Source organism: Bacillus methanolicus PB1 (assembly GCF_000262755.1).
Taxonomy (GTDB): domain Bacteria; phylum Bacillota; class Bacilli; order Bacillales; family Cytobacillaceae; genus Bacillus_Z; species Bacillus_Z methanolicus.
The window spans coordinates 607,957-631,934 of the sequence record NZ_AFEU01000003.1 but is presented as its reverse complement, the minus strand read 5'-3'; the positions used below and the strand labels follow the sequence as shown (position 1 = coordinate 631,934).

Genomic DNA, 23,978 nt, shown 5'->3' with positions numbered 1-23,978 from the left:
GATATTGATGCCTGTATTACATATAATATCATTTGAAGTCATTAATAGCGTTCGGGTAATCGCTGTAACTGGCTTTTCAGTTGCAGAGGAAAGTCCATGCTCGCACGAGCTGAGATGCTTGTAGTGTTCGTGCCTAGCGAAATCATAAGCTAGGGCAGTTGGGCCGTACGGGCTCGGCTGACGGCTGGGAAAATGCCTAAGTCCTGCAGGATATGGCATGAGTACCTATAAAAGTGCCACAGTGACGCAGCCTTTTCAGAAATGAAAAGGGTGGAACGAGGTAAACCCCGCGAGCGAGAAACCCAAATAATGGTAGGGGCACCTTCTCTGAGGAAATGAACAAGGAGAAGGACAGATTGAAGATTCAATCTGTAGATAGATGATTACCGCCGGAGTACGAGACGAAAGTCGTGATAGTACAATGGTACAGAACATGGCTTACAGAACGTTATTAATGGAAAAAGTATGATAAACAAAGGCTCTCCTCTGTTAAGGAGAGCTTTTCTTATATTGTTTTCTTAATATGCTTTAAAGTATGTCTAATTGGGGACTGGGGGCATGAAATTTCAAATGTTAAACGAAAAGAACGAAAAAGAAGTTGAATCGCTGGCAGACATTGTATTTCGAAGGATGCACGAGGGTATTTTCGTCTTGGATCCATTTTTTCAAATACTTTATATTAACCCATGGGGACAAAATGTTACCGAATACAGCGAGGATGAATTACGTGGCACTGATTTCTCCAGTTTATTTGTAAACATAAACGATTATAAGAGTATAAAAAACCATTTGCTCAGTGAAGGATTATGGAAAGGTGAAATCTTGAAAAAACGGAAAAGCGGAGAAATTTATCAGGAATGGATGGATGCCAGTGCTGTCTGCAATGAGGCCGGTAAGCTTATTAACTGCGTGATTGTCTTTAGAGATTTAACAAAGCAGAAAAAATCGCAAAGCGAAATTCGTTTAGCAGCAAAAGTGCTTGAAAACATAAGTGAAGGTGTGATGGTAACGGACCAACATGGTCAAATACTTTCCGTAAATCCTGCTTTTGAGATTGTGACCGGTTATCATGAAGAAGAAGTAATTGGCAAAAACCCAAATCTGCTGCAATCAGGTATTCATGATCAAAAATTTTATGAAAAAATGTGGAAAGATATTATTGAAAAGGGAAATTGGAAAGGAGAGATATGGAATAAGCGAAAAAACGGCGAAAATTATCCGGAGTGGCTGACAATTAGCACGATTAAGGATGAAAACGGAAACGTGACAAATTACGTTGGAGTTTTTTCAGATATTACGGACCGAAAGGAAACAGAGGAGCAGCTGCGTTATCTTGCCCATCAAGATTCATTGACTGGTGTGAACAATCGTTACTCTTTACTAAAAAGGCTCGAAGAATTATTGAACACTGCTCAAAAATACAACCAGCAGCTTGCTGTCCTATTCCTGGATTTGGACCGTTTCAAGCATATTAATGACACACTTGGACATAATTACGGTGATTTGCTCTTAAAAAATGTTGCTGCAAGGTTAATGGGGCTATTAAGGAATAAAGACATAATTGCCAGATTGGGCGGAGATGAATTTGTTATTGTCCTTCCTAATATTAAACATCCAAAAGATGCAGCCAAATATGCGGAAGAAATTATTCATTCACTTAGAGAACCATTTATGCTTGAACAACATGAAGCTTATATATCAACAAGTATTGGAATAAGCCTTTTTCCGTTTGATGGGGCAAATGTAGAAAACTTATTAGTGAACGCCGATAAAGCGATGTATCAGGCAAAAGAGCGCGGAAAAAATCAATTTGAGTTTTACCATAAGGAAATGCATAGCAATCTACCAATAAAAATGAAAATGGAAAACTATTTGAGAAAAGCCCTCGACAGAAATGAGTTTTTCCTTGAATATCAACCGCAAGTGGAAACAAGAACTGGTATAATTTCCGGGGTTGAAGCTCTGCTCCGCTGGGATCAACCTGAATTGGACAGAGTGTCTCCCGGCGATTTTATTCCGTTAGCAGAAGATACAGGTTTGATTATCCCGATCAGTGAATGGGTCATCGGAACAGCATTTGAAGAAATCAAAAAGCTGCATGTAAATGGTTATCCAAATCTTAAAGTTTCAATAAATATTTCAGCTCAACATTTTGCTCAGGACAGATTCTCAAACTCTATCGAAAAAATGGTTCAATTGTTTAATGTTAATCCATACTGTGTTGAACTTGAATTAACCGAACGGGTTATCATGCCAAATGCTCCTGAAACAATAAAAAAACTGGTTAAACTGAAACAGCTCGGGATTAAATTGTCGGTTGATGATTTCGGAACTGGTTATTCATCTCTTAGTTATTTGAATAAATTCCCTATTAATACATTAAAAATAGACAAAAGCTTTATAAAAAACATTCATAAATATAAAGAGGATTCTTCTATCGTGAAAGCAATCATAACAATGGCTAAACAGCTGAAGATGATTACTGTGGCCGAAGGTGTTGAAAATCAGAAACAGTTTGATTTTTTACTTACGGAAGGATGCGATCAAGTCCAGGGATTTTACATAACGAAACCACTCAGATTTGAACAACTTAAAAAATTTTTGGAAGAATGGGATCCTGAATTATTGTAACAAGGGGGAAAATATGGACAATTATCAATTAATTGCAACTTCTGCAATGGGGCTTGAAGCACTGGTTGCAAAAGAAGTAAGGGATTTAGGCTATGAATGTCAAGTGGAAAACGGAAAGATCAGTTTTTCCGGTGATGAAAAGGCGATCGCCCGCACAAATTTATGGCTGAGAACTGCGGATCGGATTAAATTAAAAGTTGGAGAATTTAAAGCAACCAGCTTTGATGAATTATTTGAGAAAACGAAAGCACTTCCATGGGAAAAATATTTGCCGGAAGATGCTCAGTTTCCGGTCATCGGGAAGTCGGTTAAATCGAAATTGTTTAGTGTTTCTGATTGCCAGGCCATCGTCAAAAAAGCGGTTGTTGATCGATTGAATTTGACTTATAAACGAACATCCCGGTTTGAAGAAACCGGTGCGCTTTTTCGGATTGAAGTGGCTCTGCTGAAAGATATTGCAACGATCACGATCGATACGAGCGGAAGCGGGCTCCATAAACGCGGCTACCGTGCCGCACAGGGCGATGCTCCATTAAAGGAGACTCTTGCAGCGACATTGGTTATGCTGACGAACTGGACGCCTGACCGACCGTTTGTCGATCCGTTTTGCGGATCGGGCACGATTTCAATTGAAGCGGCTTTGATCGCGCAAAATATTGCACCGGGATTTAATCGCGAATTTGTCTCTGAAACATGGAATTGGATGCCTAATAAAATATGGAAAGATGTCAGAACTGAGGCGGAGGACCTTGCGAATTACGACCAGCCCCTGGATATTACCGGATCGGATATTGATCATCGCATGATCAAAATTGCCGAGGAAAATGCGTTTGAAGCAGGACTTGGCGATTTAATCCATTTTAAACAAATGCAAGTGACGGACTTTACAACAAAAAAGGAATACGGAGTCATCGTTGGGAATCCGCCTTATGGAGAAAGGCTCGGCGAGAAAAAAGCAGTTGAGCAAATGTACAGGGAAATGGGACAGACATTCGCTCCTTTAGAAACATGGTCTATTTATATGTTAACTTCCCACCCTGATTTCGAGAAGTTTTACGGAAAGCAGGCAACGAAAAAGCGCAAACTGTTTAACGGCTTCATAAGGTCCGATTATTACCAATATTGGGGGAAAAGACCGCCGCGCTGATTCAAAAGGAAAGGGTCAGACCCCTCCAATGCATTCGATTTATTAGTATTATTGGAGGGAGTCATCCCTTTTGAACGTATCGAATTAAAGACAGTTAAAGAGAAAAATGATTGTTTGAAAACTATAAAATTTTACAAATGTGACTATATTTTTACTGTTTCTCCTTTTATGTTCCAAGATTTGCGCCAAGAAAAACTGGCAAGAATCAAAACTCCTAATGCAAGTAATGCAATAAATGAAAGGATTAGGAATCCTGATGCATATGTACCTGTCAATTGTTTCAATGTACCTAAAATGTTTGGCAGAAAGAATCCGCCAATACCCCCCGCAGCTCCAACAATTCCGGTTACCATACCGATTTCTTTTTGAAAGCGCTGCGGCACTAACTGGAAGACTGCACCATTGCCCATACCAAGACACATCATTCCAATAAATAGTAATGCTGTAATATACATTATGGAAGGCAACTGGCTAACTCCCAACATACATAAGGAGACAATGATTAATAGAATTGAAAGGATTCGAGTCCCTCCAAAACGATCAGCTATAAAGCCTCCAACAGGTCGAAAGAAGCTTCCTGCTGCGACGCATAATGTAACAAAATCACCCGCCTGAATCTTTGATAAATGATATTGATCGACAAAGAAAATACTGAGAAAGCTCGACAAACCGACAAAACCTCCAAATGTTACGCTATAAAGTAAACAGAAATACCATGTATCTTTATGGCCAAAAACTTTAAAGTAATTGACTAATGGTTGTGGTTTTGGTTGAGATGGAGCGTCCTTCGCAAGGAAAATAAAGAGTATAAGCACCAATAATAAAGGGATCAATGCAAATCCCATCACACTATGCCAGCCAAAATTTTCAGCCAACCGAGGTCCGAATAACGTTGCAAACAGTGTTCCGCTATTTCCGGCTCCGGCAATCCCCATGGCCAAACCCTGTAAATGAGGAGGATACCATCGGCTGGCCATTGGTAATGCTACTGCAAAACTGGCCCCGGCTACGCCTAGTAAAATACCAATAGCATAAAGTTCTGTTAATGATCGTCCAGCTGCAAATCCCCAAATAAGCGGAACCATTGTAATTAACATCCCCGTAATTGCTGTTTTCTTGGGACCAATTCGATCCGTTAAAATACCGAGGATCATACGGAAAAAGGAACCCGAAAGTATGGGAATAGCCACAACCAATCCTTTTTGTGCCGGCGTAAGTCCAAAATCCTGAGAAATAAAAACCCCGAGTGCTCCGAGCATTACCCAGATCATAAAGCTAACATCAAAATATAAAAATGCTGAGAAAAGTGTTGATAGATGACCGCTTGTTTTTAGTTCAGATAGTTTCATGGTTAACTCCTTTCAAAACTGATTTTTAAATATAGTCTGTCAATACATGATGGTCTGGCGTTTTCTTTTTTTTCACAAAACAACCGGTTATTTGTGATTAAATGAAATTATAAAAAGAAAATCTAAACTAAAAAAGATTTATGTAAGAAAAAATGACGCAAAAAATTATTAAAAATTCCCGAAATGAAATTATGTAAGATTATATGACACAAATAATTTCTGAATTTACATTTTATGAAATAATAAAAAATATACACTAGCTTGCACCATTTTTATGATTTACTGGGGGTTAAAATATGGATAAACAAAAATTGGTATTGGTAGGAAATGGGATGGCGGGTGTTCGCTGTATTGAGGAAATTTTAAAATATGATTCAAATACATTTGAGGTAACTGTCTTCGGCAGCGAGCCCCACGTTAATTATAACCGGATTTTATTGTCATCAGTATTACAAGGAAGGACATCTTTAAGAGAAATTACTATTCATGATCATGATTGGTATATCAAAAATAATATTTCGCTTTTTACAGGGGAAACAGTTGTGAAAATTGATAAGGAAAAAAAAGTAATCAAAACAGATCATAATCGTGAAGTTTTCTATGACAAGCTTATACTGGCGACAGGTTCTCTGCCTTTCGTCCTTTCCATTCCTGGAGTTGAAAAAAAAGGGGTGGTTACATTCCGGACAATTGATGATTGTCAGAAAATTATTGAAGCTTCTAAACGTTATAAAAAGGCAGTCGTAATAGGAGGCGGACTATTGGGATTAGAGGCTGCCAGTGGATTAGTAAAATTGGGTATGAACGTGGATGTAGTTCATAATTCCAAATTTATTATGCAGAAACAGCTTGATCCGACTGGATCAAAAATGCTCCAAAAAGTGTTGGAACAAGAAGGTATGAACTTTCTTCTCGGAAAAGATGTAAAAGAGATTTATGGAACCTTTCGGGTAGAAAGTATACGGTTTGAAGATGGAACGGAAGTACAAGCTGACTTGGTTGTCATGGCCACAGGGATTAAGCCAAACATTCAATTAGCAAAAGAAAGCGATATTGATACAAACCGGGGCATCATTGTAGATGACTATATGAAAACAAATTCACCAGATATATATGCTGTTGGTGAATGTGCCGAACATCGAGGAATTGTATATGGGCTTGTTCAACCGCTTTATGAACAGGCAAAAGCGTTAGCGAAGCACCTTTGCGGAATCAGCGGTGAGGGTTACAAGGGATCTGTCCAATTTACAAAGTTAAAAATTTCCGGCGTCGATGTTTTTTCAGCAGGGATAATTGATGACGGTAAAACAACTAAGGCAATTAAAATCTTTGATGAACTAAATGGTGTATATAAAAATGTTGTGTTCCAAAAAAATAAAGTGGTAGGTGCCATTCTATTTGGAGACACAAGGGACAGTACAAAATTGCTGGACCTAATGCTTAAGAAGAAAGATGTAGCCAATATCGAAAAGGTCGTCCTCCTTCAAACTCCGGAGGATAGTTCGAAGTCAATTGCTTCTATGGCACAAAATGAAATGGTATGCAACTGTAACGGAGTATCAAAAGGCGCTATTATCGAGGCTATTCAAAAAGGGGGATTAAAAACGGTTGAACAAGTAAAACAGTTTACGAAAGCTACAAGTTCTTGCGGCGGTTGCAAACCATTAGTTTCAGAACTCTTATCATATATACAGAGTAATGAATTTGATGAAACTTCTGAACAAAAATCAATGTGTTCTTGTACCGTATTAACAGAAGACGAGATTGTATACGAGATCCAGATGAGAAATCTATTATCTGTTCAGGAAGTAATGGAGGAGCTTAATTGGAAAAATGAGAAAGGATGTTCAATTTGTTATCCTGCCATACAATATTATTTAGGAATGATATACCCAGAATATGAGAATAAACAAGAGACTTATTTTGTTAATGAAAAAATGAGTGCGTCGGTCCAAAGTAATGGTACGTACTCTATTGTTCCTCAAATGTACGGCGGCTTGACGAATCCACAAGAATTAAGAAAGATTGCGGATGTTGCGGAGAAATATCGCATACCTGACATTGCAATCACGAGTGAACAGCGGATTCAATTAAGCGGTATAAGAGAAGACGAAATCGTAAATGTGTGTAATGAGTTAAACATGCGATTATGTTCTGCATATGGACACAAAGTTCAAAATGTTAAGACTTGTCTTGGAGAACATATTTGTCAATGTGATCAACAGCCGTCCCTTCAAATGGCTGTCAGCTTGGATGAGAAAACAGAATTTTTAAGCACACCATATCGTGTAAAAATAGCCGTTTCCGCTTGCATGCATAATGGTGCAGATTGTACTGCAAAAGATATCGGAGTAGTTGGGATTTATCGAGGATGGGAGATTTACGTCGGTGGAAGGAGCGGGCACGATGTACGCGCCGGACAATTATTATGCATCGCGGGAACGGTAGAAGAAGCTACGGAAATGATTTGCGGTTTTATTCAATATTATCGTGAATCAGCATATTATTTGGAGCGGATTTGGCAATGGATTGAAAGAGTGGGTTTAATTCATGTTAGAGAAGTATTGTTTGAGAAAGAACTACGCAAACAATTACTTGAACAATTGGAAGAGGATGTTTCTAAGAAAAAAAACCTGTACGAGAAAAGTTATTCCTAATGAATTTTTGGTGCATAAAAAATTTAAGAAAAGGATGAAGCGCCTTGACTGATTTATTTTTAAAATATTTTCGTTCGAAACAACAGGAAGTACAATTCGAAAAAATATATGATTCACAATGTCCGTTTTGCAGCATGCAATGCAAAATGCAGTTAATCGAACAAACGATTGTAACAAAGAAAAAATATCGTGCCGTAGGAAAAGATAACCCAACATCCGAGGGCCGATTATGTATAAAAGGAATGAATGCACACCAGCATTCCTTCAATCACGATCGAATTAAATATCCATTATTAAAAGTGAATGGTGAGTTTGTTCGGATTTCTTGGAAACAAGCATTAGACCATATAAAAGAAAATTTTACTAGAATTCAAGCTGAAGATGGACTGAATGCATTAGCTGTATATGGAAGTGCATCCATTACGAACGAGGAAGCATATTTACTCGGAAAATTTGCTCGTGTTGCCCTTAAAACAAAATATATTGATTATAACGGCCGTTTGTGTATGTCGGCAGCAGCTTCGGCTGCAAGCCAAACCTTTGGTATGGATCGGGGATTGACGAATACATTAAAAGAAATTCCATTTTCACGTGTAATTATTTTAGCAGGAACAAATATTGCTGAATGTCAGCCGACGATCATGCCGTATTTTGAAAAAGCGAAGGAAAACGGTTCCTATATTATTGTCATTGACCCTCGTGAAACAGCAACTGCGAAAATAGCGGATTTACATTTGAAAGTAAAGCCCGGAACGGATGCAGCTTTAGCAAACGGTATATTGAAAGTAATCATTGAAGAAAACTTTATTGATGAAACATTTATTCAAGAACGTGCTGTTGGATTTGCAGAGGTTAAAGACTATGTTTCTTCGCTAAATCTTGAAGAAATTGCAGAAATAACAGGTATATCAAGTGAACTGATTCGAACAGCTGCGATTAAATTCGGGCAAGAAGAAACTGGAATGATTTTTACGGCAAGGGGAGTCGAACAACAGACAAACGGTACTGCAACTGTCCGAAATTTCCTAAATATTCTGATCGCAACCGGAAAGATTGGAAAAGCTTCTTGTGGTTTTGGCGCCATTACCGGGCAAGGGAATGGTCAAGGAGCTCGAGAGCATGGGCAAAAGGCAGATCAGCTGCCGGGATACCGCAGTATAGAAAATGAAGAACATCGGGCATATATTGCAAGTGTATGGGGGATAAATCCAGAAGACCTGCCAAGAAAAGGCGTGTCAGCCTATGAAATGATTGAGAAAATCGATAAAGGTGAAATAACAGGCATGTTTCTTATGTGTTCTAATCCGATTGTCTCGAGTCCAAATGCCAATTTTGTAGAAAGGGCACTAAAAAAGTTAAAGTTCCTTGTTGCGGTTGATATGTTCATTTCGGAAACTGCCAGATTAGCAGATTTAATCTTACCAACCTCGTCTTATTTGGAAGATGAAGGAACGATGACCAATCTTGAGGGGAGAGTTACTCTGAGAGAGGCTAGTCGTCCTTGTCCGGGAGAAGTGAAACATGACTGGCAAATTATTTGTGAAATAGCAGATGCCCTTGGTAAAGGAAAATATTTTTCCTATTCAAGCGCTGAAGACATATTTAATGAGTTACGAGTAGCGAGTCGAGGTGGTATTGCTGACTATTACGGTATAACGTATGACCGTTTAAGAAAAGAAAGAGGCATCTTGTGGCCTTGTCCACATCCTGACCATAAAGGAACGAAAATGCTGTTTGAAACAGCTTTTGCGCACCCTGATGGTAAGGCGAAAATGGCTGTTGTTAAAAATGATCCTGTTGTTTCAAAAGAAAAGCCAAGCAATGAGTTCCCGTTGTACTTAACTACAGGAAGAGTGATGTCCCATTATTTGACAGGCGTGCAAACGAGAAAGAGTGCATCATTAGCAGCCAGAAACGTTGAATCATATATGGAAATACATCCTGAAACAGCATTGAAATACAACATTAAAGATCATGCATTAGTTGAAATTGAGTCAAGACGAGGAAAGATTGTCGTAAGAAGTCGATGGTCAGAAAAGATTAGAAAAGATACAATTTTTGTTCCAATTCATTGGGCGGATTCTCAAAACGTTAATCTATTGATCTCAGATGAATTAGATCCTGCTTGTAAAATGCCGGGCTTTAAAGTCAGTGCAGTAAGAATAAAACCTCTTTTGCCTACAAGTTAAAAGGAATGCAGAATTCTCAAATTATATTTCTAAAATATTCAAATAATTTTAAAAACAAAATTAGCCAAATAAAGGATAAAACAAGACACGCTTAGTTCCGAGTGTGTCTTTTATTTTGCAGAATTTTTAAATAAAAAATAATGTAAGAAAACCTTACATAAAAATTATATATATTTTTTTGTTGTGATATAGTTTAAAAAACTTATTAAGAGGAGGAACTTCGGTTGATAAAAAAAGAGTTAGTGCTTGTAGGAAATGGAATGGCGGGTGTAAAAGCTATCGAAGAGATATTAAAAATATCAAAGGGTCAATTTGAGATTACGATTTTCGGACGTGAACCCCATCCGAATTATAATAGAATCCTTCTTACAAAGGTATTACAGGGGGATACAGAAATAAAGGATATTACTATAAATGATTGGGATTGGTATGAAAAGAACAACATTCGGCTATATACAGGGGAGACGGTCGTTAAAGTAGATTCTGAGAAAAAAGAAGTTGTTACAGATTCAGGAAGAACGAAATCTTATGATGAACTCATTATCGCCACAGGATCGCTTCCAACCATGCTTCCAATTCCGGGAGTTGAAAAAGAAGGGGTGGTTCCATTCCGAACAATGGATGATTGTCAAAAAATTATTGAAATTTCTAAGCTTTATAAAAAGGCAGTCGTAATCGGCGGCGGACTATTAGGTTTAGAGGCTGCCAGTGGATTAGCAAAGTTGGGGATGAAAGTGGATGTAGTCCATAAATCGGAATATATTATGCAGAAACAGCTTGATCCAACTGGATCAAAAATGCTCCAAAAAGAGTTGGAACAGCTAGGTATCAACTTTCTTCTGGGAAAAGATACAAAAGAGATTTTTGGAACCTCTCGGGTAAAGGGCATACAGTTTAAAGATGGAACAAAGCTTGAAGCAGATTTAGTAGTAATGGCTGTTGGTATTCGTCCAAATATTGAATTGGCTAAACAATCCGGCCTTGCTGTAAACCGCGGGATTATTGTAAACGATTATTTACAGACTAGCATTCCACATATTTATGCAGTTGGAGAATGTGCAGAGCATGAAGGAATTGCATATGGTTTAGTTTCACCACTATTCGAGCAAGCAAAAGTATTAGCCGAACATATTTGCGGGGTCGAAGCTAAACCTTATAAAGGATCCGTTTTATCCACACAGTTAAAAGTGTCAGGTATCGAAGTGTTTTCTGCCGGTGATTTTAAAGAGGGCGGAGATAAAAAAGCCATTAAAATATTTGATGAACAAGATCGTATCTATAAGAAAATTGTTTTACGAGGCAGCCAAATTGTTGGTGCTGTTCTGTTTGGTGATACAAAAGAAGGAAATCGCCTGTTTTCCATGATTAAAAAGGGAGAGGACATTTCTCATACTACAAAAGTAACAATCTTGCAGCCGGTAGGAGAAGAGGTAAGCGAAAGTTTAGTTGCCAGCATGAGTACGGAAGAAATTATATGTGGATGTAACGGGGTCTCAAAAGGGGCCATTATCCAAGCGATTCATGAACACGGTTGTTCTTCAGTTGATGAAATAAAGGCTTGTACAAGTGCATCTCGTTCCTGTGGAGGCTGTAAGCCACTTGTTGCAGATCTCTTAAAATATACACTCGGATCCGAGTTTGATGCTGACGCTCAGAAAGAGGCAATTTGCGGCTGTACTACATTATCAAAAGATGAAGTTGTCGAAGAAATTCGATCTAAAGGATTGACCCATGTAAAAGAAGTGATGAATGTTCTTAAATGGCGGAACGAGGAAGGCTGTTCAAAATGCCGTCCTGCAATCAATTATTATTTAGGGATGGTTAATCCAACAGAATACGAAGATGAAAAAGAATCCAGATTTGTTAATGAACGTATGCATGCCAATATACAAAAAGACGGAACATACTCTGTTGTCCCTCGTATGTACGGTGGTGTGACCAATTCGATGGAATTAAGACGCATTGCAGACGTTGTCGATAAATTTCAAATACCTTTAGTTAAAGTAACCGGGGGACAACGTATAGATTTGTTGGGAGTGAAAAAAGAAGATTTACCGAAAGTATGGGAAGAACTAGGGATGCCATCCGGTTTTGCTTATGGAAAATCGGTACGTACAGTTAAAACATGTGTGGGTGAGCAGTTCTGCCGGTTTGGAACCCAAGATTCTATTTCATTAGGGATCGCACTGGAAAAGAAATTTGAAGGCTTATACACTCCTCATAAAATTAAGATGGCTGTTTCTGCATGTCCAAGAAACTGTGCTGAATCAGGAATAAAAGATCTCGGCGTTGTTGGAATAGAAGGAGGATGGGAAATTTACGTCGGGGGCAATGGCGGTACACATTTGCGGGCAGCAGATCTATTAACTAAAGTAAAAACAGCTGAAGAAGTGATAGAAATCGCCGGTGCTTTTTTGCAATATTATCGTGAAACGGCAAACTATTTAGAACGTACATCCGCATGGGTGGAACGTGTTGGTTTATCGCATATTCAATCCATACTTGATGATAAGAATAAACGGAAAGAGTTAAATGCTCGAATGGATGAGGCATTATCAGTATACAAAGATCCTTGGAAAGAAATTGTTGAAAATAAAAAATTAAAAGAGGAACTGTTTGAAAATGTTGTCATGTCATAATCTTCAAAGGAAGAAAATGTATAGGAGGAAATTGAACATATGGTGAATAAAAGCATTGCAAAAGTAAAGGTAGGTCCTGTTTTGTACCTGCCGGAACGATTAGGGAAAACCATCCGAATTGAAGATAAAGAAATTGCCGTATTTAAATTGTCAAATGGAAAAATACGAGCGGTTGAAAATCGCTGTCCTCATAAAGGAGGGGTTTTGGCAGAAGGTATAGTCAGCGGTGAGTTTGTATTTTGTCCGATGCATGATAGGAAAATATGCTTAGAGGATGGAAAAGTCCAAGAGCCGGATACAGGATGCGTCAGAACGTATGAAACAATAGTAGAAGATGGAGAAGTCTATTTGCTTTTCGAACAGTAAAAATGTTTAAACTGCTACGCATTTTTGATACGACCAAATAGAAAGAAAATTTCATAATTTGAAAAAAATCGAGAGGGAATGGCTTTTCGTTTTTAGAAACAGCTTAAGCAAGAGGGAAGGATGAAGAAAATGGGGAAAGTTTACTTGGTTGGTGCAGGACCTGGTGATCCTGAGCTTATTACATTAAAAGGATTGAGATGTATCCAAGAAGCAGATGTTATTTTATACGATCGATTAATAAATAATGAATTGCTGAACTATGCCAAACCGAATGCGGAATTGATTTACTGCGGTAAGCTGCCAGGTTTTCATTTGCTGCAGCAAGAGACAATCAACCATTTTCTTGTGAAGTATGCAAAAAAAGGAAATATTGTGACGAGATTGAAAGGCGGGGACCCATTCGTTTTTGGAAGGGGCGGAGAAGAGGCGGAAGATCTTGTGAAAAATGGGGTACAGTTTGAAATCGTACCGGGAATCACAGCGGGAATAGCAGCGCCGGCATATGCTGGCATTCCCGTTACACATCGCGAGTACGGCTCATCATTTGCCTTCATTACAGGCCACCGAAAAAGCGGTGAAGAAGACAGCCATAAGTGGGATGCACTTGCAAAAGGGATCGATACTCTCGCCATCTATATGGGGGTAAAAAATCTTCCTTACATCCAGCAAAAGCTGCTTGAACATGGGAAAAATCCAAATACGCCGGTAGCATTCATTCATTGGGGAACGTTCCGCGAACAAAAAACGGTCGTAAGCACTCTTGAATTTGCCGCAGAAACAGCCGTAAAGCAAAAAATTGAAAATCCTACTCTTATTATTATTGGAGAGGTTGTCAAGATGCGGGAGAAAATCAGTTGGTTCGAGCAGCTGAATATCGATGAAAAACTGCTTGTAAACGAGGGAGTATAATGGAAGCTATTCTTTATATATGTCATGGAAGCAGGGTGAAAAAAGCGTGTGAGCAGGCCATTGATTTTATAAAAAAATGTATGGATCAAAATCCTGAAAAAAAAATTCATCATCCCATATCTGCTCTTTACAAGAATTTTAATGAATACCATTGAAAAAACCATTAATGCCCGCTTCGCTGATGGACAAAAGGAATATATATTATGCGATTATCTCGGATACCACCCGTTGATCGGAAACATATTGAAGGAACGTTTTACTGAACTTTCGGGAGGAATTGAAAATGTATCCTATTATGCTTGATATGAACAATAAACTATGTGTTGTCATTGGCGGCGGTAAAATTGCTTATCGAAAAGTTTGAGGGGTCTGACCCCTTGTTTATGAGTTAGCCCCTTTTTTTTGTGCTTCTTGCATGGGTGTAATCTATTTAACATCTCGAAAACCTATGTGCTTATATGCAGGAAAACAAATACTATTTCTTTGTCGTTTTCTTCAGAAAACAATTTACTTTTAACTTCAAAAAAACCATGTCATGTAATTTAAAAATAATAGTACGTTTCAAATACATGTAACAATACATAAAATTTTCTATTTTTGGTTTAAAGGATTGATCCATTATCAAGACTGGATGTTGTTAAATAAGCATTCGATAAGGTGAAGTTGTAAATAATTTATTCGGAGGGTCAGATATGACGCACGTTCGCTTTGATTTCTCGAAAGCCATTGAGTTTTTTCGTGAACATGAACTTACATACTTGAGAGATATGGTAAAAGCAGCTCATCATTCGCTGCATGAAAAAACCGGAACAGGGAGCGATTTTTTAGGCTGGATTGATCTGCCGTTTGATTATGATAAAGAAGAGTTTATCCGAATTCAAAAAGCGGCAGAAAAAATAAAAAATGATTCAGATGTATTATTAGTAATCGGTATCGGCGGTTCGTACTTAGGTGCCCGCGCAGCAATTGAAATGCTGCAGCACAGCTTTTATAACGTTCTGCCGAAAGAAAAACGAAGCACACCGCAAATTTTGTTTGTCGGAAATAATATCAGTTCAACATATATGAAAGACATGATGGACCTGTTAGAAGGCAAAGATTTCTCCATCAATGTCATCTCCAAATCAGGCACGACCACGGAACCGGCGATTGCATTTCGGATTTTCCGCAACTTGCTTCAGGAAAAGTATGGGGTGGAAGTGGCGCGAAAACGTATTTATGCAACAACAGATAAAGCAAAAGGTGCACTAAAAACACTTGCCAATAAAGAAGGATATGAGTCATTTGTTATTCCTGATGATATAGGCGGCCGTTACTCCGTATTAACTGCTGTAGGTTTGCTTCCTATTGCAGTCAGTGGCGCCGATATTGAAGCAATGATGAAAGGGGCAGCCCGTGCACGGGAGGCCTTCGGAAAATCGGAGCTCGAAGAAAACCCTGCCTATCAGTATGCTGCAATAAGAAACATTCTTTACAATAAAGGCAAAACAATTGAAATGCTCATTACCTACGAACCTGGCCTTCAATATTTTGCAGAATGGTGGAAACAATTATTTGGCGAAAGCGAAGGGAAAGACCTAAAAGGAATATTCCCGGCTTCGGCAAATTTCTCTACGGACCTTCACTCATTAGGTCAATATATTCAAGAAGGCCGCCGAGATTTATTTGAAACCATTATAAAAGTTGAAAAGCCGCGGCATGAATTGACGATTGAAGAAGAAGCAAACGACTTGGACGGCTTGAATTACCTTGCCGGCAAAACAGTTGATTTCGTTAATAACAAAGCATTTGAAGGAACATTGCTTGCCCATACAGATGGAGGAGTGCCGAACCTTGTTGTTTCCATTCCGCAATTAGATGAGTATACATTCGGCTATTTAGTGTACTTCTTTGAAAAGGCATGCGCAATGAGCGGATATTTGCTTGGAGTTAATCCATTTGATCAGCCCGGAGTTGAAGCATATAAAGCAAATATGTTTGCCTTGCTCGGAAAACCGGGCTTTGAAGAGAAAAAAGAAGAGCTTGAAAAACGCCTGAAATAACGAAAATAGAGAGGCTGATTTAGAAGGTCATTGTCTAACGACTGTTTATTATTTTCATTCATCGTGTTGGCTGATATGCCATGGTGCTTTCTTCTATTTTTAATATATGAGCCTTAATTCTGATATATGAGCCTTTTGTCAATAAATGATCCTTCGCTCACATTAATAAGCTTTTATTCCATATTTGACCAAACGAAAATCCACTCCATTTTTTTGCTGAATCATTCTACTTGACTCTGCTAGTTCATAAGCTAAAATGAATGATGTCTGTTTAATACATTCATTTAAGAAATTGAAAGCGTCTTTACAAAGGCGCTTTCCTTTTCTATTTGCGGGGGAATAATATGAAAAGCCGATTGCCTTTTACGATATCTAAGACAGAGTCATTTTTTCAAAAATTGAATGAGTGGATCGGAGATGTATTTTACGACATCCTTCCGGAAGCCGGATTTGAACTGAGGGATGAACAAGTTTATATGGCATTCCAGCTTGAAAAAGCTTTTAAAGAAAAGAAGGTGATTTTTGCCGAAGCCGGGGTTGGAACGGGAAAAACGATCGTCTATCTCTTATACGCCATCGCGTATGCCCGTTACACGAATAAGACGGCGATTATTGCTTGTGCAGATGATACATTGATTGAGCAGCTAGTCAAGAAGGAAGGGGATATCGCGAAATTAGAAAAAGCATTATCCCTTAATATTGATGTACGGCTTGCAAAGTCGAGAGATCAGTATTTGTGCTTAAATAAACTGGATCATGTTTATCTTCAAGAAGAGGAATATACTGATGTTTATGAAAGGCTTCCTGCGTTTATTAATGGAGATTCATCGATGCAGTCTTTCCATCATTATGGTGACCGGAAAGATTACCCTGAGCTGACGGATGAGCAATGGGATAAAGTAGCGTGGGATCCTCTTCAAGATTGTTTCAGCTGCGTGAGGCGGCATCGGTGCGGGCAAACTCTTCATCGTGAATATTATCGCGGAGCTCGAGACTTAATCATCTGTTCACACGATTTTTATATGGAACATATTTGGACGAAAGAGTCGAGAAAACGCGAAGGTCAGCTTCCGCTTTTGCCGGATGCCTGTGCAGTCGTTTTTGATGAAGGCCATCTTCTCGAGTTTGCGGCTCAAAAAGCGTTAACATACCGGTTAACCGAACAAACATTAGAAAGTCTTTTGACAAGATTATCACCGAATGATATTAGAGAAAAAACGTTAATGAAAATAGAAGAAGTGATCTTTCAAAGTGAAACGTTTTTTGATGTGTTAACAAGCGCTTCTTCGAAAGTAGCCGGATCTGATAAACAAGTGATCGAGAAAACCCAATCCGTTTTTGAGCGTGGAAAAAGGCTTCTTAAAACCATTCATGACCTGGAAGAAGAATTAGTGTTTGAAAGTGAAATGTTTACGATCAACGACTATGATTTAAAAATAGTTGAAGAATACTTGGAACAAATCACGTACTCTCTGTCCCTTTTTCTGAAATATACAAAAGGGATTTCATGGTTTGAAAAGAACAGCGAAGAAAAAACACTCGTCATTATGCCAAAAATGGTTAAAGAGATTATGAGGGAAGAAGTATTTTCTCAAAATATACCGTTTATTTTTTCTTCAGCGACGCTATCTGAAAATCAATCTTTTGAATATATGGCAAGAAGTCTTGGCATTGATAAATACTTATCTTTTTCAGTTGCTTCGCCTTTTGACTATAATCAAAATATGAAGATTTTTTTGAAGAAATTTCCATCAGACGATCTATCGGAAAAGTTGGTTTATACACTGAAGGATATAAAGAAGACAAACGGGAAAACCCTTGTATTATTTAATGATTTAAACCACTTGTCAGAGTTTAAGAAGTTTGCAGGAGAGTCTGCACCTTTTCCAATTTACTATGAAGGTGATGCAGAAATCAGTAATCTCGTTTCCAAGTTTCAAAATGAAGAAGAATCCGTACTTTGTTCCACCCATCTTTGGGAAGGGCTGGATATTCCCGGAAGATCTTTGGAAAATGTCATTATTTTTTCGCTTCCATTTCCGCCGAAAGATCCTGTCTTCACTGCGAAAAGTGAAGAATCAGACAATCCTTTTTGGGAAGTCGACATTCCTTACATGCTGCTGCGCTTAAGACAAGGGGTCGGAAGGCTGATTAGGAGCCGTTATGATAAGGGTCACGTTCACATTTTGATAAATAAGGAAGAAAATAATGAAGTGATTGAGCAAGTGAAAAGAGTTTTGCCAACGGATGTCATTGAAATTTGAATGTTAGAGGATGATGGTCATTGTATATGCCCTCATCCCCTTTTTTTTTCGGAAAACGAAATTTTACTGTAAATAAAAGCCTATTTATCAGAAAAATATGATAAAATTTAAAAGCAGGCTTATTTTAGGAGGAATTTTTGCATGAGTGAAGCATTAAGACTTTTAGAATATGAATTTTTAGAATATGTAAAGAAAATGAGTGCTTTTTCGGAAGCGCTTTCCCTGATTTATTGGGATCTTCGAACAGGAGCTCCAAAAAAGGGAGCAGATCAGCGTTCAGAAGTGATCGGAATACTTTCATCGGAAGTTTTTAAAATGTCTACTTCGGAAGAAATGGCAGCATACATAGTAAAATTGTCATCAGCAAAAGATTTATCAGAAGTGACGAAAAAGACGTTGGAAGAATGTAAAAAAGAATATGACCGCAATCGAAAAATCCCTGCAGAAGAATATAAAGAATATGTCATTTTGCAGTCAAAGGCTGAATGTATTTGGGAAGAGGCAAAAGCAAAATCTGATTTTGAGTTATTCCGCCCATACCTTGAAAAGCTGGTTGAAATGAATAAAAGATTTATTGGGTATTGGGGCTATACAGGTAATAAATATAATACGCTTCTAGATTTATACGAACCGGGTGTAACCGTAGACATACTTGACCGTGTTTTCACTAAATTACGCGAAAAAATTGTTCCGTTGATTAAGGCAATTTTCGAATCTCCAAATAAACCAAAAACGGACTTCCTATTTAAAAGATTTCCAAAAGAAAAGCAGCGCGAATTTAGTCTCGAGATACTTAAACAAATGGGTTATAATTTTGACGCCGGACGGTTGGATGAAACCGTTCATCCATTCGCTATCGGCTTAAACCCGGGTGATGTGAGAGTTACGGCAAAATATGATGAAAACGATTTCCGTACTGCTGTTTTCGGAACGATTCATGAAGGCGGACACGCTTTGTATGAACAAAATATTTCTTCCAGCTTAATTGGTACGCCGCTTTGTACAGGAACATCGATGGGAATACATGAATCTCAATCATTGTTTTATGAGAATTTTGTCGGGCGGCATTATTCTTTCTGGAAGAAAAACTATGATTTATTGAAAAAATACGCAAATGGCCAATTCGACGATGTGGAACTGGATGAGTTTTATCGGGCGATCAATGAATCAAAACCGTCGCTTATCCGAATTGAAGCAGATGAATTAACGTATCCGCTGCATGTCATCATTCGGTACGAGATTGAAAAGGGATTGTTTAATGATGAGATCAATGTGAGAGACCTCCCGCAAATTTGGAATGATAAATATGAGGAATATTTAGGAATCCGTCCGGATAGTGATGCGAATGGCGTACTTCAGGATGTTCACTGGTCAGGAGGAAGCTTCGGCTATTTCCCTTCGTATGCTTTAGGCTATATGTATGCAGCACAGTTTAAACAAACAATGCTGAAGGAATTGCCGAACTATGACGAACTTCTTGAATCAGGAAATTTGCTTCCTATTAAAGAATGGTTTACTGAAAAAGTCCATCAATTTGGTAAAATGAAAAAACCTTTGGAAATATTGCAAGATGTTACCGGAGAAGGGTTAAACGCTAAATATTTAATTGATTATTTGTATGAAAAGTATCAGAAAGTATACCAATTAAGCTAGTAAAATTGAGGCTGTCTTATAAGGGTCTGACCCCATGTGCATTTATCAATATATAACACATTTATCCAACATTATGTACAATATATTGTGTTATGGGTCTGACCCTTATGTTTTTGCGACAGCCACGCAACCTTGTTACTTAAAAAGTTTGGCAAGGTTTTTTTTATGTAAATTCGAGTTATACAATCGAAGCGATAAATTACTTGGAAAACGGAGAGGAAAATGAGAAACTATCTGCCTTATTTATGCATTGCCTGTGGTGCTGCATTATGGGGGCTGATTGCTTTTTTTGTAAGAGGCCTTTCAAGCTTTGGATTCACGGCAATGGAAATTGTAGCCATTAGGGTGACTGCTGCAGCAATTTTGCTATTGGTTATAGGACTTATAAAATTTTCAAGCCAAATAAAAATTTCAATGAAAGATTTGCCGATGTTTTTTGGAACGGGAATTTTAAGTATCGTCTTTTTTAATTGGTGTTATTTTACAGCAATTGATTATATGCCCATTTCACTAGCCGTTATATTGCTTTACACGTCAACGGCTTTTGTTGCTGTCCTATCGTTTATTTTTTTGAAGGAATCGTTGAAGGTTAAAAAGATAACAGCAGTGATCGGAACGATGACAGGTTGCGTTCTTATTGCAGGGCTAACCGGTGAATCGCAGCAAACAATATCGATTTGGGCTCTGTTGATAGGACTTGGATCAGGGCTTGGCTATGCATTATATAGTATTTTCGGGAAATTTGCATTACGAAAATATTCCCCGTTTACAGTAACACTATATACTTTTGTTGTTGCAGATATCGTCTTGTTTCCGATTGTTCGTTTATGGGAGAAAAGTGAACGGTTATTGGATTTTAACGTGTTGGTCTATGCCACCGGGCTTGGATTTATTCCAACTGTTCTTGCCTATATCTTATATACATGGGGACTGGAAAGAACTGAAAGCAGCAAGGCGGCAGTTATCGCTACTGTCGAGCCAATTGTGGCAACAATTCTTGGAGTTGTTTTTTATCATGAAGAATTAACATGGCTGCAAATTGGAGGTTCTTTATTGATTCTTGCATCAGTAATCGTTGTCAACCTTCCTGCCGGAAACGGAAATTTAATAACAGCAGGGAAGGACGGTTCAGAAAACAAAAAACCTGCCTCAGCCAAAAATTGAGGCAGGTTCTGCAAGTTATCTATTACCAGAATTTATAACCTTTTGATCCCGGAGGAGCATTTTGAATGATATCTATAAGCGGAATTGTGTACGCGAATAAAATCAGGGCAGCTGTAACGCCGAGCCATAATTTCCAATTTTCCAATACCATTGGCGTTTTTTCAGCTTCTTCAGCAACTTCTCCAACAGGGAATTCCTGCTCGCCTTTTGGTGCAAAGAATGCAAGGTTAATAAAGATGTAAAGCATCAGGATAATGGACAGGAACAAGATCGTACCGCCAACTGCCTGTGCAATTTGATATGGAATCCATTCCAAAGCTTTCTGAGAATCACCATAAGTTGAGAATGCTGAACGTCTTGGTGCTCCAAGAAGACCGGCAGCATGCATTGCACCTGACATAAAGGTCATCCCGATTGCCCAAAGGACACCTTGTACGATCGCAAGCTTATTCATTTTTTTAGTAAGTGTCCGTCCGGTTAAATGCGGTATTAGCCAGTACGAAATACCGAAGTATGTTAAAATAACAGCCGTTGCAATTGTTAAATGGAAGTGTCCTGTTACCCAAATCGTATTATGGACGACTTGATTCATCTGGTGGGAAGCATTGACGATACCGCCTGCACCCCCAGGAATAAATGCCAGCATTCCAATAAACGGCACGACAAAGCGTGCGTCTCCCCATGGAAGCTTCTTAATCCAACCGAATAATCCGGCAGCACCTTTTGAGCGCCCGTAATTTTCAAATGTTGCAAATAAAGAGAAAGCAGTCATTAAAGACGGAATTGCAACCAAGAATGTTAAAATAACCTGCAAGAATTTCCAGCCTGGGTCAATCCCTGGTTCAACTAATTGATGGTGGAAACCAACCGGGATTGAGAAAAGCAATAATAATATGAAAGATAATCGAGCCAATGAATCAGAGAAAATTTTTCCGCCAATAACTTTTGGAATAACGACATACCATGCCATATACGCAGGCAGCAGCCAGAAGTATACGAGCGGATGCCCAAAGTACCAGAAAAGAGTACGAGTGAGTAATACATTTACTGTATCAATTAAGCCTAAAGACCAAGGAAGCAATTGAGTCAGTACACTGATCGCAACTCCGAGGGTTGCAATAATCCACAATAAGGTGTTTACTAATGCCATAAATGTAAGAAGAGGACTTGGTTTGCCAGGGTTGGCTTTTCTCCACTTTACATATGACATAATGACGACCACTCCGCCAAGCCAACTTCCTACAATTACAAGAGTAAGCCCGAGATAGAAAATAGCATGAGCCTGCAGAGGTGCATAGAATGTATAAAGTACAGATGCTTTATTCAGTAATATCATAACAGCAGCCATTACTGTACCGGTTGTCATTAACAAGAAACCGGTCCATCCGATGTTCCGCTGGCCGTTTGACAGCGTACCGGAAGTACGGCTGACAGCTGCTATCTGAAATCCAGTAATAAAGAAAGTAGTTAAGACAAGTCCTAAAACAACACCATGAACGGTCAATATTTGATAGTAGCCGATTCCGGCAGGCAATTCAAATTTACCTGAACGAACTAACGTTTGTAATAATCCGCATAGTCCGCCAATTGCTAATGCAATAAATGCCACATAAAAATGGGCCATTGCCAATTTGCCATCACGGCGGTCAACCTTTAAATAAGCTGATGGGCTATTCATTATTCAACCACCTCAATTTTTGAAGTCATCATATGGTGACCGACACCACAGTATTCATTGCATACAAGCGTATATTCTCCCGCTTTATCAAAGGTTGTGACTATTTCTGATATATATCCGGGTTCAAGCATCATGTTGATGTTTGTTCCGGCAATTTCAAATCCGTGGACAACATCTTTTGTGGTAGCGATCACTTTTACTTTTGCCCCTTTTGGAACTTGTACTTGACCTGGATTATAATTGAAAGCAGAAGCAACAAATACAAGTTCATAGTCCCAATCTTTTCCTTCCACTTTCTTTAGTCCGGGCTTATTAAATGGGGCTGTCTCGTCTACCTTTTCCGGATCGATGGTCGCCAGACAGCTTGGCGGTTGATTGCCCAAATAGAAAGCACTTACACCAACGGTCGACAAGAATACGATTAACATCCCGACACCAAATATTAGCCAAATTTTTTCGAACTTATGAAGATGCATGGCTTTTTAGCTCCTCTCTAACGATTAAAAACGCTCTAAATATAGGAAATAGACCCCTAACCAAGTAACAACAATGAAAAAACCGAGCAAGAAAACGGAAGCTAATGTTCCCTTTAATGTAGTGCTCTCTTCATTTTTAGTTTCTGTTTTTTTGGCAAGTTGCGGTTCTGCCATTGTATATCCCTCCTTTCTGGAAATTGGAATAAATACATGATTTCACTTTCATAATACAAAACAATTTTGAAACTTCCATATGGTTTTAATATGTTCACAAAGTATTCATTCCTTATGTAATTACTATGTTAATAGTGAAAAATTGAAATATCAGTGATTAAAGTCACATATAGAGGTTTGAAAATGTGAAGAAAATGTGAAGATTGTAATAGGAGATGTTTTACGATAGACGATATTAGGAAGAAAAAGGGATTCATTTTTTGTTTCAATTATTAAGCTCATTAAAAAATGGAAACCAAATTTTTGTTTTAAAATACTGTAATTTTTCTCTATTTGGCTGTGTGATAAATCCGAATATTTTTTTATTTTTTCGGAAATATTCGTTTATTGATTTATCATTCATTGATGTTATAATGTTAGTAATTTCATATGCATTCACTCATATAATGGCGGGGATATGGCCCGCGAGTCTCTACCGGAACACCGTAAATGTTTCGACTATGGGTGAGCAATGGAGAGAACGCTATTAATCAGCGTCATTTTTATTACCTCCAATGCAGAAGCCTGGAGGTCATTGCTTCACTCATTTTTTTGAGGAATGCAATGATCTTCAGGCTTTATGCTTTTAGCCATTATGAAA

General features: G+C 38.4%; 18 protein-coding genes, 1 other RNA gene and 1 riboswitch. Of the genes, 15 read left to right on the top strand and 4 right to left on the bottom strand.

Annotated features, from left to right (window positions below):
* The first annotated feature begins 47 nt into the window (after positions 1 to 47).
* The 3 genes from rnpB to PB1_RS12805 all read left to right on the top strand — a co-directional run bounded on the left by rnpB (position 48) and on the right by PB1_RS12805 (position 3,778).
* Positions 48 to 446, top strand: an RNA gene (gene rnpB / locus PB1_RS17150) — RNase P RNA component class B.
* A gap of 112 nt (positions 447 to 558) precedes the next feature.
* Positions 559 to 2,631: a sensor domain-containing protein gene (locus tag PB1_RS12810; RefSeq protein ID WP_004437248.1), complete on the top strand. Its 2,073-nt coding sequence runs from the start codon at positions 559 to 561 to the stop codon at positions 2,629 to 2,631.
* Positions 2,632 to 2,644: 13 nt separating this feature from the next.
* Entirely contained in the window at positions 2,645 to 3,778 is a 1,134-nt protein-coding gene (locus tag PB1_RS12805; protein WP_004437245.1) for a THUMP domain-containing class I SAM-dependent RNA methyltransferase, read from the top strand.
* A gap of 143 nt (positions 3,779 to 3,921) precedes the next feature.
* Here PB1_RS12805 and PB1_RS12800 read toward each other — a convergent pair whose 3' ends face one another.
* The gene (locus tag PB1_RS12800) at positions 3,922 to 5,127 is read right to left on the bottom strand and encodes a nitrate/nitrite transporter (RefSeq protein WP_004437242.1); all 1,206 of its coding nucleotides are present in this window, start codon (positions 5,125 to 5,127) and stop codon (positions 3,922 to 3,924) included.
* Between the two features lie 296 nt (positions 5,128 to 5,423).
* Between PB1_RS12800 and nirB (PB1_RS12795) the strand changes: the two genes are divergently transcribed.
* From nirB (PB1_RS12795) to PB1_RS12755, 12 genes are all read left to right on the top strand, one after another.
* A complete protein-coding gene (nirB, locus tag PB1_RS12795; protein ID WP_004437240.1) occupies positions 5,424 to 7,784 on the top strand; it encodes a nitrite reductase large subunit NirB in 2,361 nt (786 codons plus the stop codon).
* Positions 7,785 to 7,828: 44 nt separating this feature from the next.
* A complete protein-coding gene (gene nasC / locus PB1_RS12790; RefSeq protein ID WP_004437237.1) occupies positions 7,829 to 9,973 on the top strand; it encodes an assimilatory nitrate reductase catalytic subunit NasC in 2,145 nt (714 codons plus the stop codon).
* A gap of 224 nt (positions 9,974 to 10,197) precedes the next feature.
* On the top strand, positions 10,198 to 12,612 hold the full coding sequence (gene nirB, locus PB1_RS12785; protein WP_004437236.1) for a nitrite reductase large subunit NirB: 2,415 nt from the start codon (positions 10,198 to 10,200) through the stop codon (positions 12,610 to 12,612).
* 39 nt (positions 12,613 to 12,651) lie between these two features.
* Complete coding sequence (gene nirD, locus PB1_RS12780; RefSeq protein ID WP_004437235.1) at positions 12,652 to 12,978, top strand: nitrite reductase small subunit NirD; 327 nt, start codon at positions 12,652 to 12,654, stop codon at positions 12,976 to 12,978.
* Positions 12,979 to 13,107: 129 nt separating this feature from the next.
* Entirely contained in the window at positions 13,108 to 13,887 is a 780-nt protein-coding gene (gene cobA / locus PB1_RS12775; protein ID WP_003351043.1) for a uroporphyrinogen-III C-methyltransferase, read from the top strand.
* Positions 13,887 to 14,042 (top strand): hypothetical protein, encoded by a 156-nt coding sequence (locus PB1_RS18205; protein WP_004437231.1) that lies wholly within the window; start codon positions 13,887 to 13,889, stop codon positions 14,040 to 14,042. Before cobA ends, PB1_RS18205 begins: the two co-directional genes overlap by 1 nt.
* Positions 14,029 to 14,190: a hypothetical protein gene (locus tag PB1_RS18200; protein WP_004437228.1), complete on the top strand. Its 162-nt coding sequence runs from the start codon at positions 14,029 to 14,031 to the stop codon at positions 14,188 to 14,190. The genes PB1_RS18205 and PB1_RS18200 overlap by 14 nt, the downstream gene beginning before the upstream one ends.
* Positions 14,171 to 14,251, top strand: coding sequence for an NAD(P)-dependent oxidoreductase (locus tag PB1_RS18630; protein ID WP_004437226.1), 81 nt, complete (start codon positions 14,171 to 14,173; stop codon positions 14,249 to 14,251). Before PB1_RS18200 ends, PB1_RS18630 begins: the two co-directional genes overlap by 20 nt.
* 328 nt (positions 14,252 to 14,579) lie before the next feature.
* A complete protein-coding gene (locus tag PB1_RS12770) occupies positions 14,580 to 15,929 on the top strand; it encodes a glucose-6-phosphate isomerase (protein ID WP_004437224.1) in 1,350 nt (449 codons plus the stop codon).
* A 344-nt stretch (positions 15,930 to 16,273) separates the two neighbouring features.
* Complete coding sequence (locus tag PB1_RS12765) at positions 16,274 to 18,193, top strand: ATP-dependent DNA helicase (protein ID WP_004437223.1); 1,920 nt, start codon at positions 16,274 to 16,276, stop codon at positions 18,191 to 18,193.
* 141 nt (positions 18,194 to 18,334) lie between these two features.
* Complete coding sequence (locus PB1_RS12760) at positions 18,335 to 19,846, top strand: carboxypeptidase M32 (protein ID WP_004437222.1); 1,512 nt, start codon at positions 18,335 to 18,337, stop codon at positions 19,844 to 19,846.
* A gap of 222 nt (positions 19,847 to 20,068) precedes the next feature.
* Positions 20,069 to 21,010, top strand: coding sequence for a DMT family transporter (locus PB1_RS12755; RefSeq protein ID WP_004437221.1), 942 nt, complete (start codon positions 20,069 to 20,071; stop codon positions 21,008 to 21,010).
* Between the two features lie 22 nt (positions 21,011 to 21,032).
* Here the strand turns inward: PB1_RS12755 and PB1_RS12750 are convergent, their stop codons facing one another.
* The 3 genes from PB1_RS12750 to PB1_RS12740 are packed head-to-tail and all read right to left on the bottom strand — an operon-like array spanning position 21,033 to position 23,338.
* Positions 21,033 to 22,688: a b(o/a)3-type cytochrome-c oxidase subunit 1 gene (locus PB1_RS12750; protein ID WP_004437220.1), complete on the bottom strand. Its 1,656-nt coding sequence runs from the start codon at positions 22,686 to 22,688 to the stop codon at positions 21,033 to 21,035.
* Positions 22,688 to 23,164 carry a cytochrome c oxidase subunit II gene (locus PB1_RS12745; RefSeq protein ID WP_004437219.1) on the bottom strand — a complete coding sequence of 159 codons (477 nt, stop codon included), beginning with the start codon at positions 23,162 to 23,164 and terminating at the stop codon, positions 22,688 to 22,690. The genes PB1_RS12750 and PB1_RS12745 overlap by 1 nt, the downstream gene beginning before the upstream one ends.
* A gap of 24 nt (positions 23,165 to 23,188) precedes the next feature.
* On the bottom strand, positions 23,189 to 23,338 hold the full coding sequence (locus tag PB1_RS12740) for a cytochrome c oxidase subunit 2A (RefSeq protein ID WP_004437217.1): 150 nt from the start codon (positions 23,336 to 23,338) through the stop codon (positions 23,189 to 23,191).
* Between the two features lie 419 nt (positions 23,339 to 23,757).
* Positions 23,758 to 23,859: riboswitch (purine riboswitch) on the top strand.
* The last annotated feature ends 119 nt before the right edge of the window (positions 23,860 to 23,978 follow it).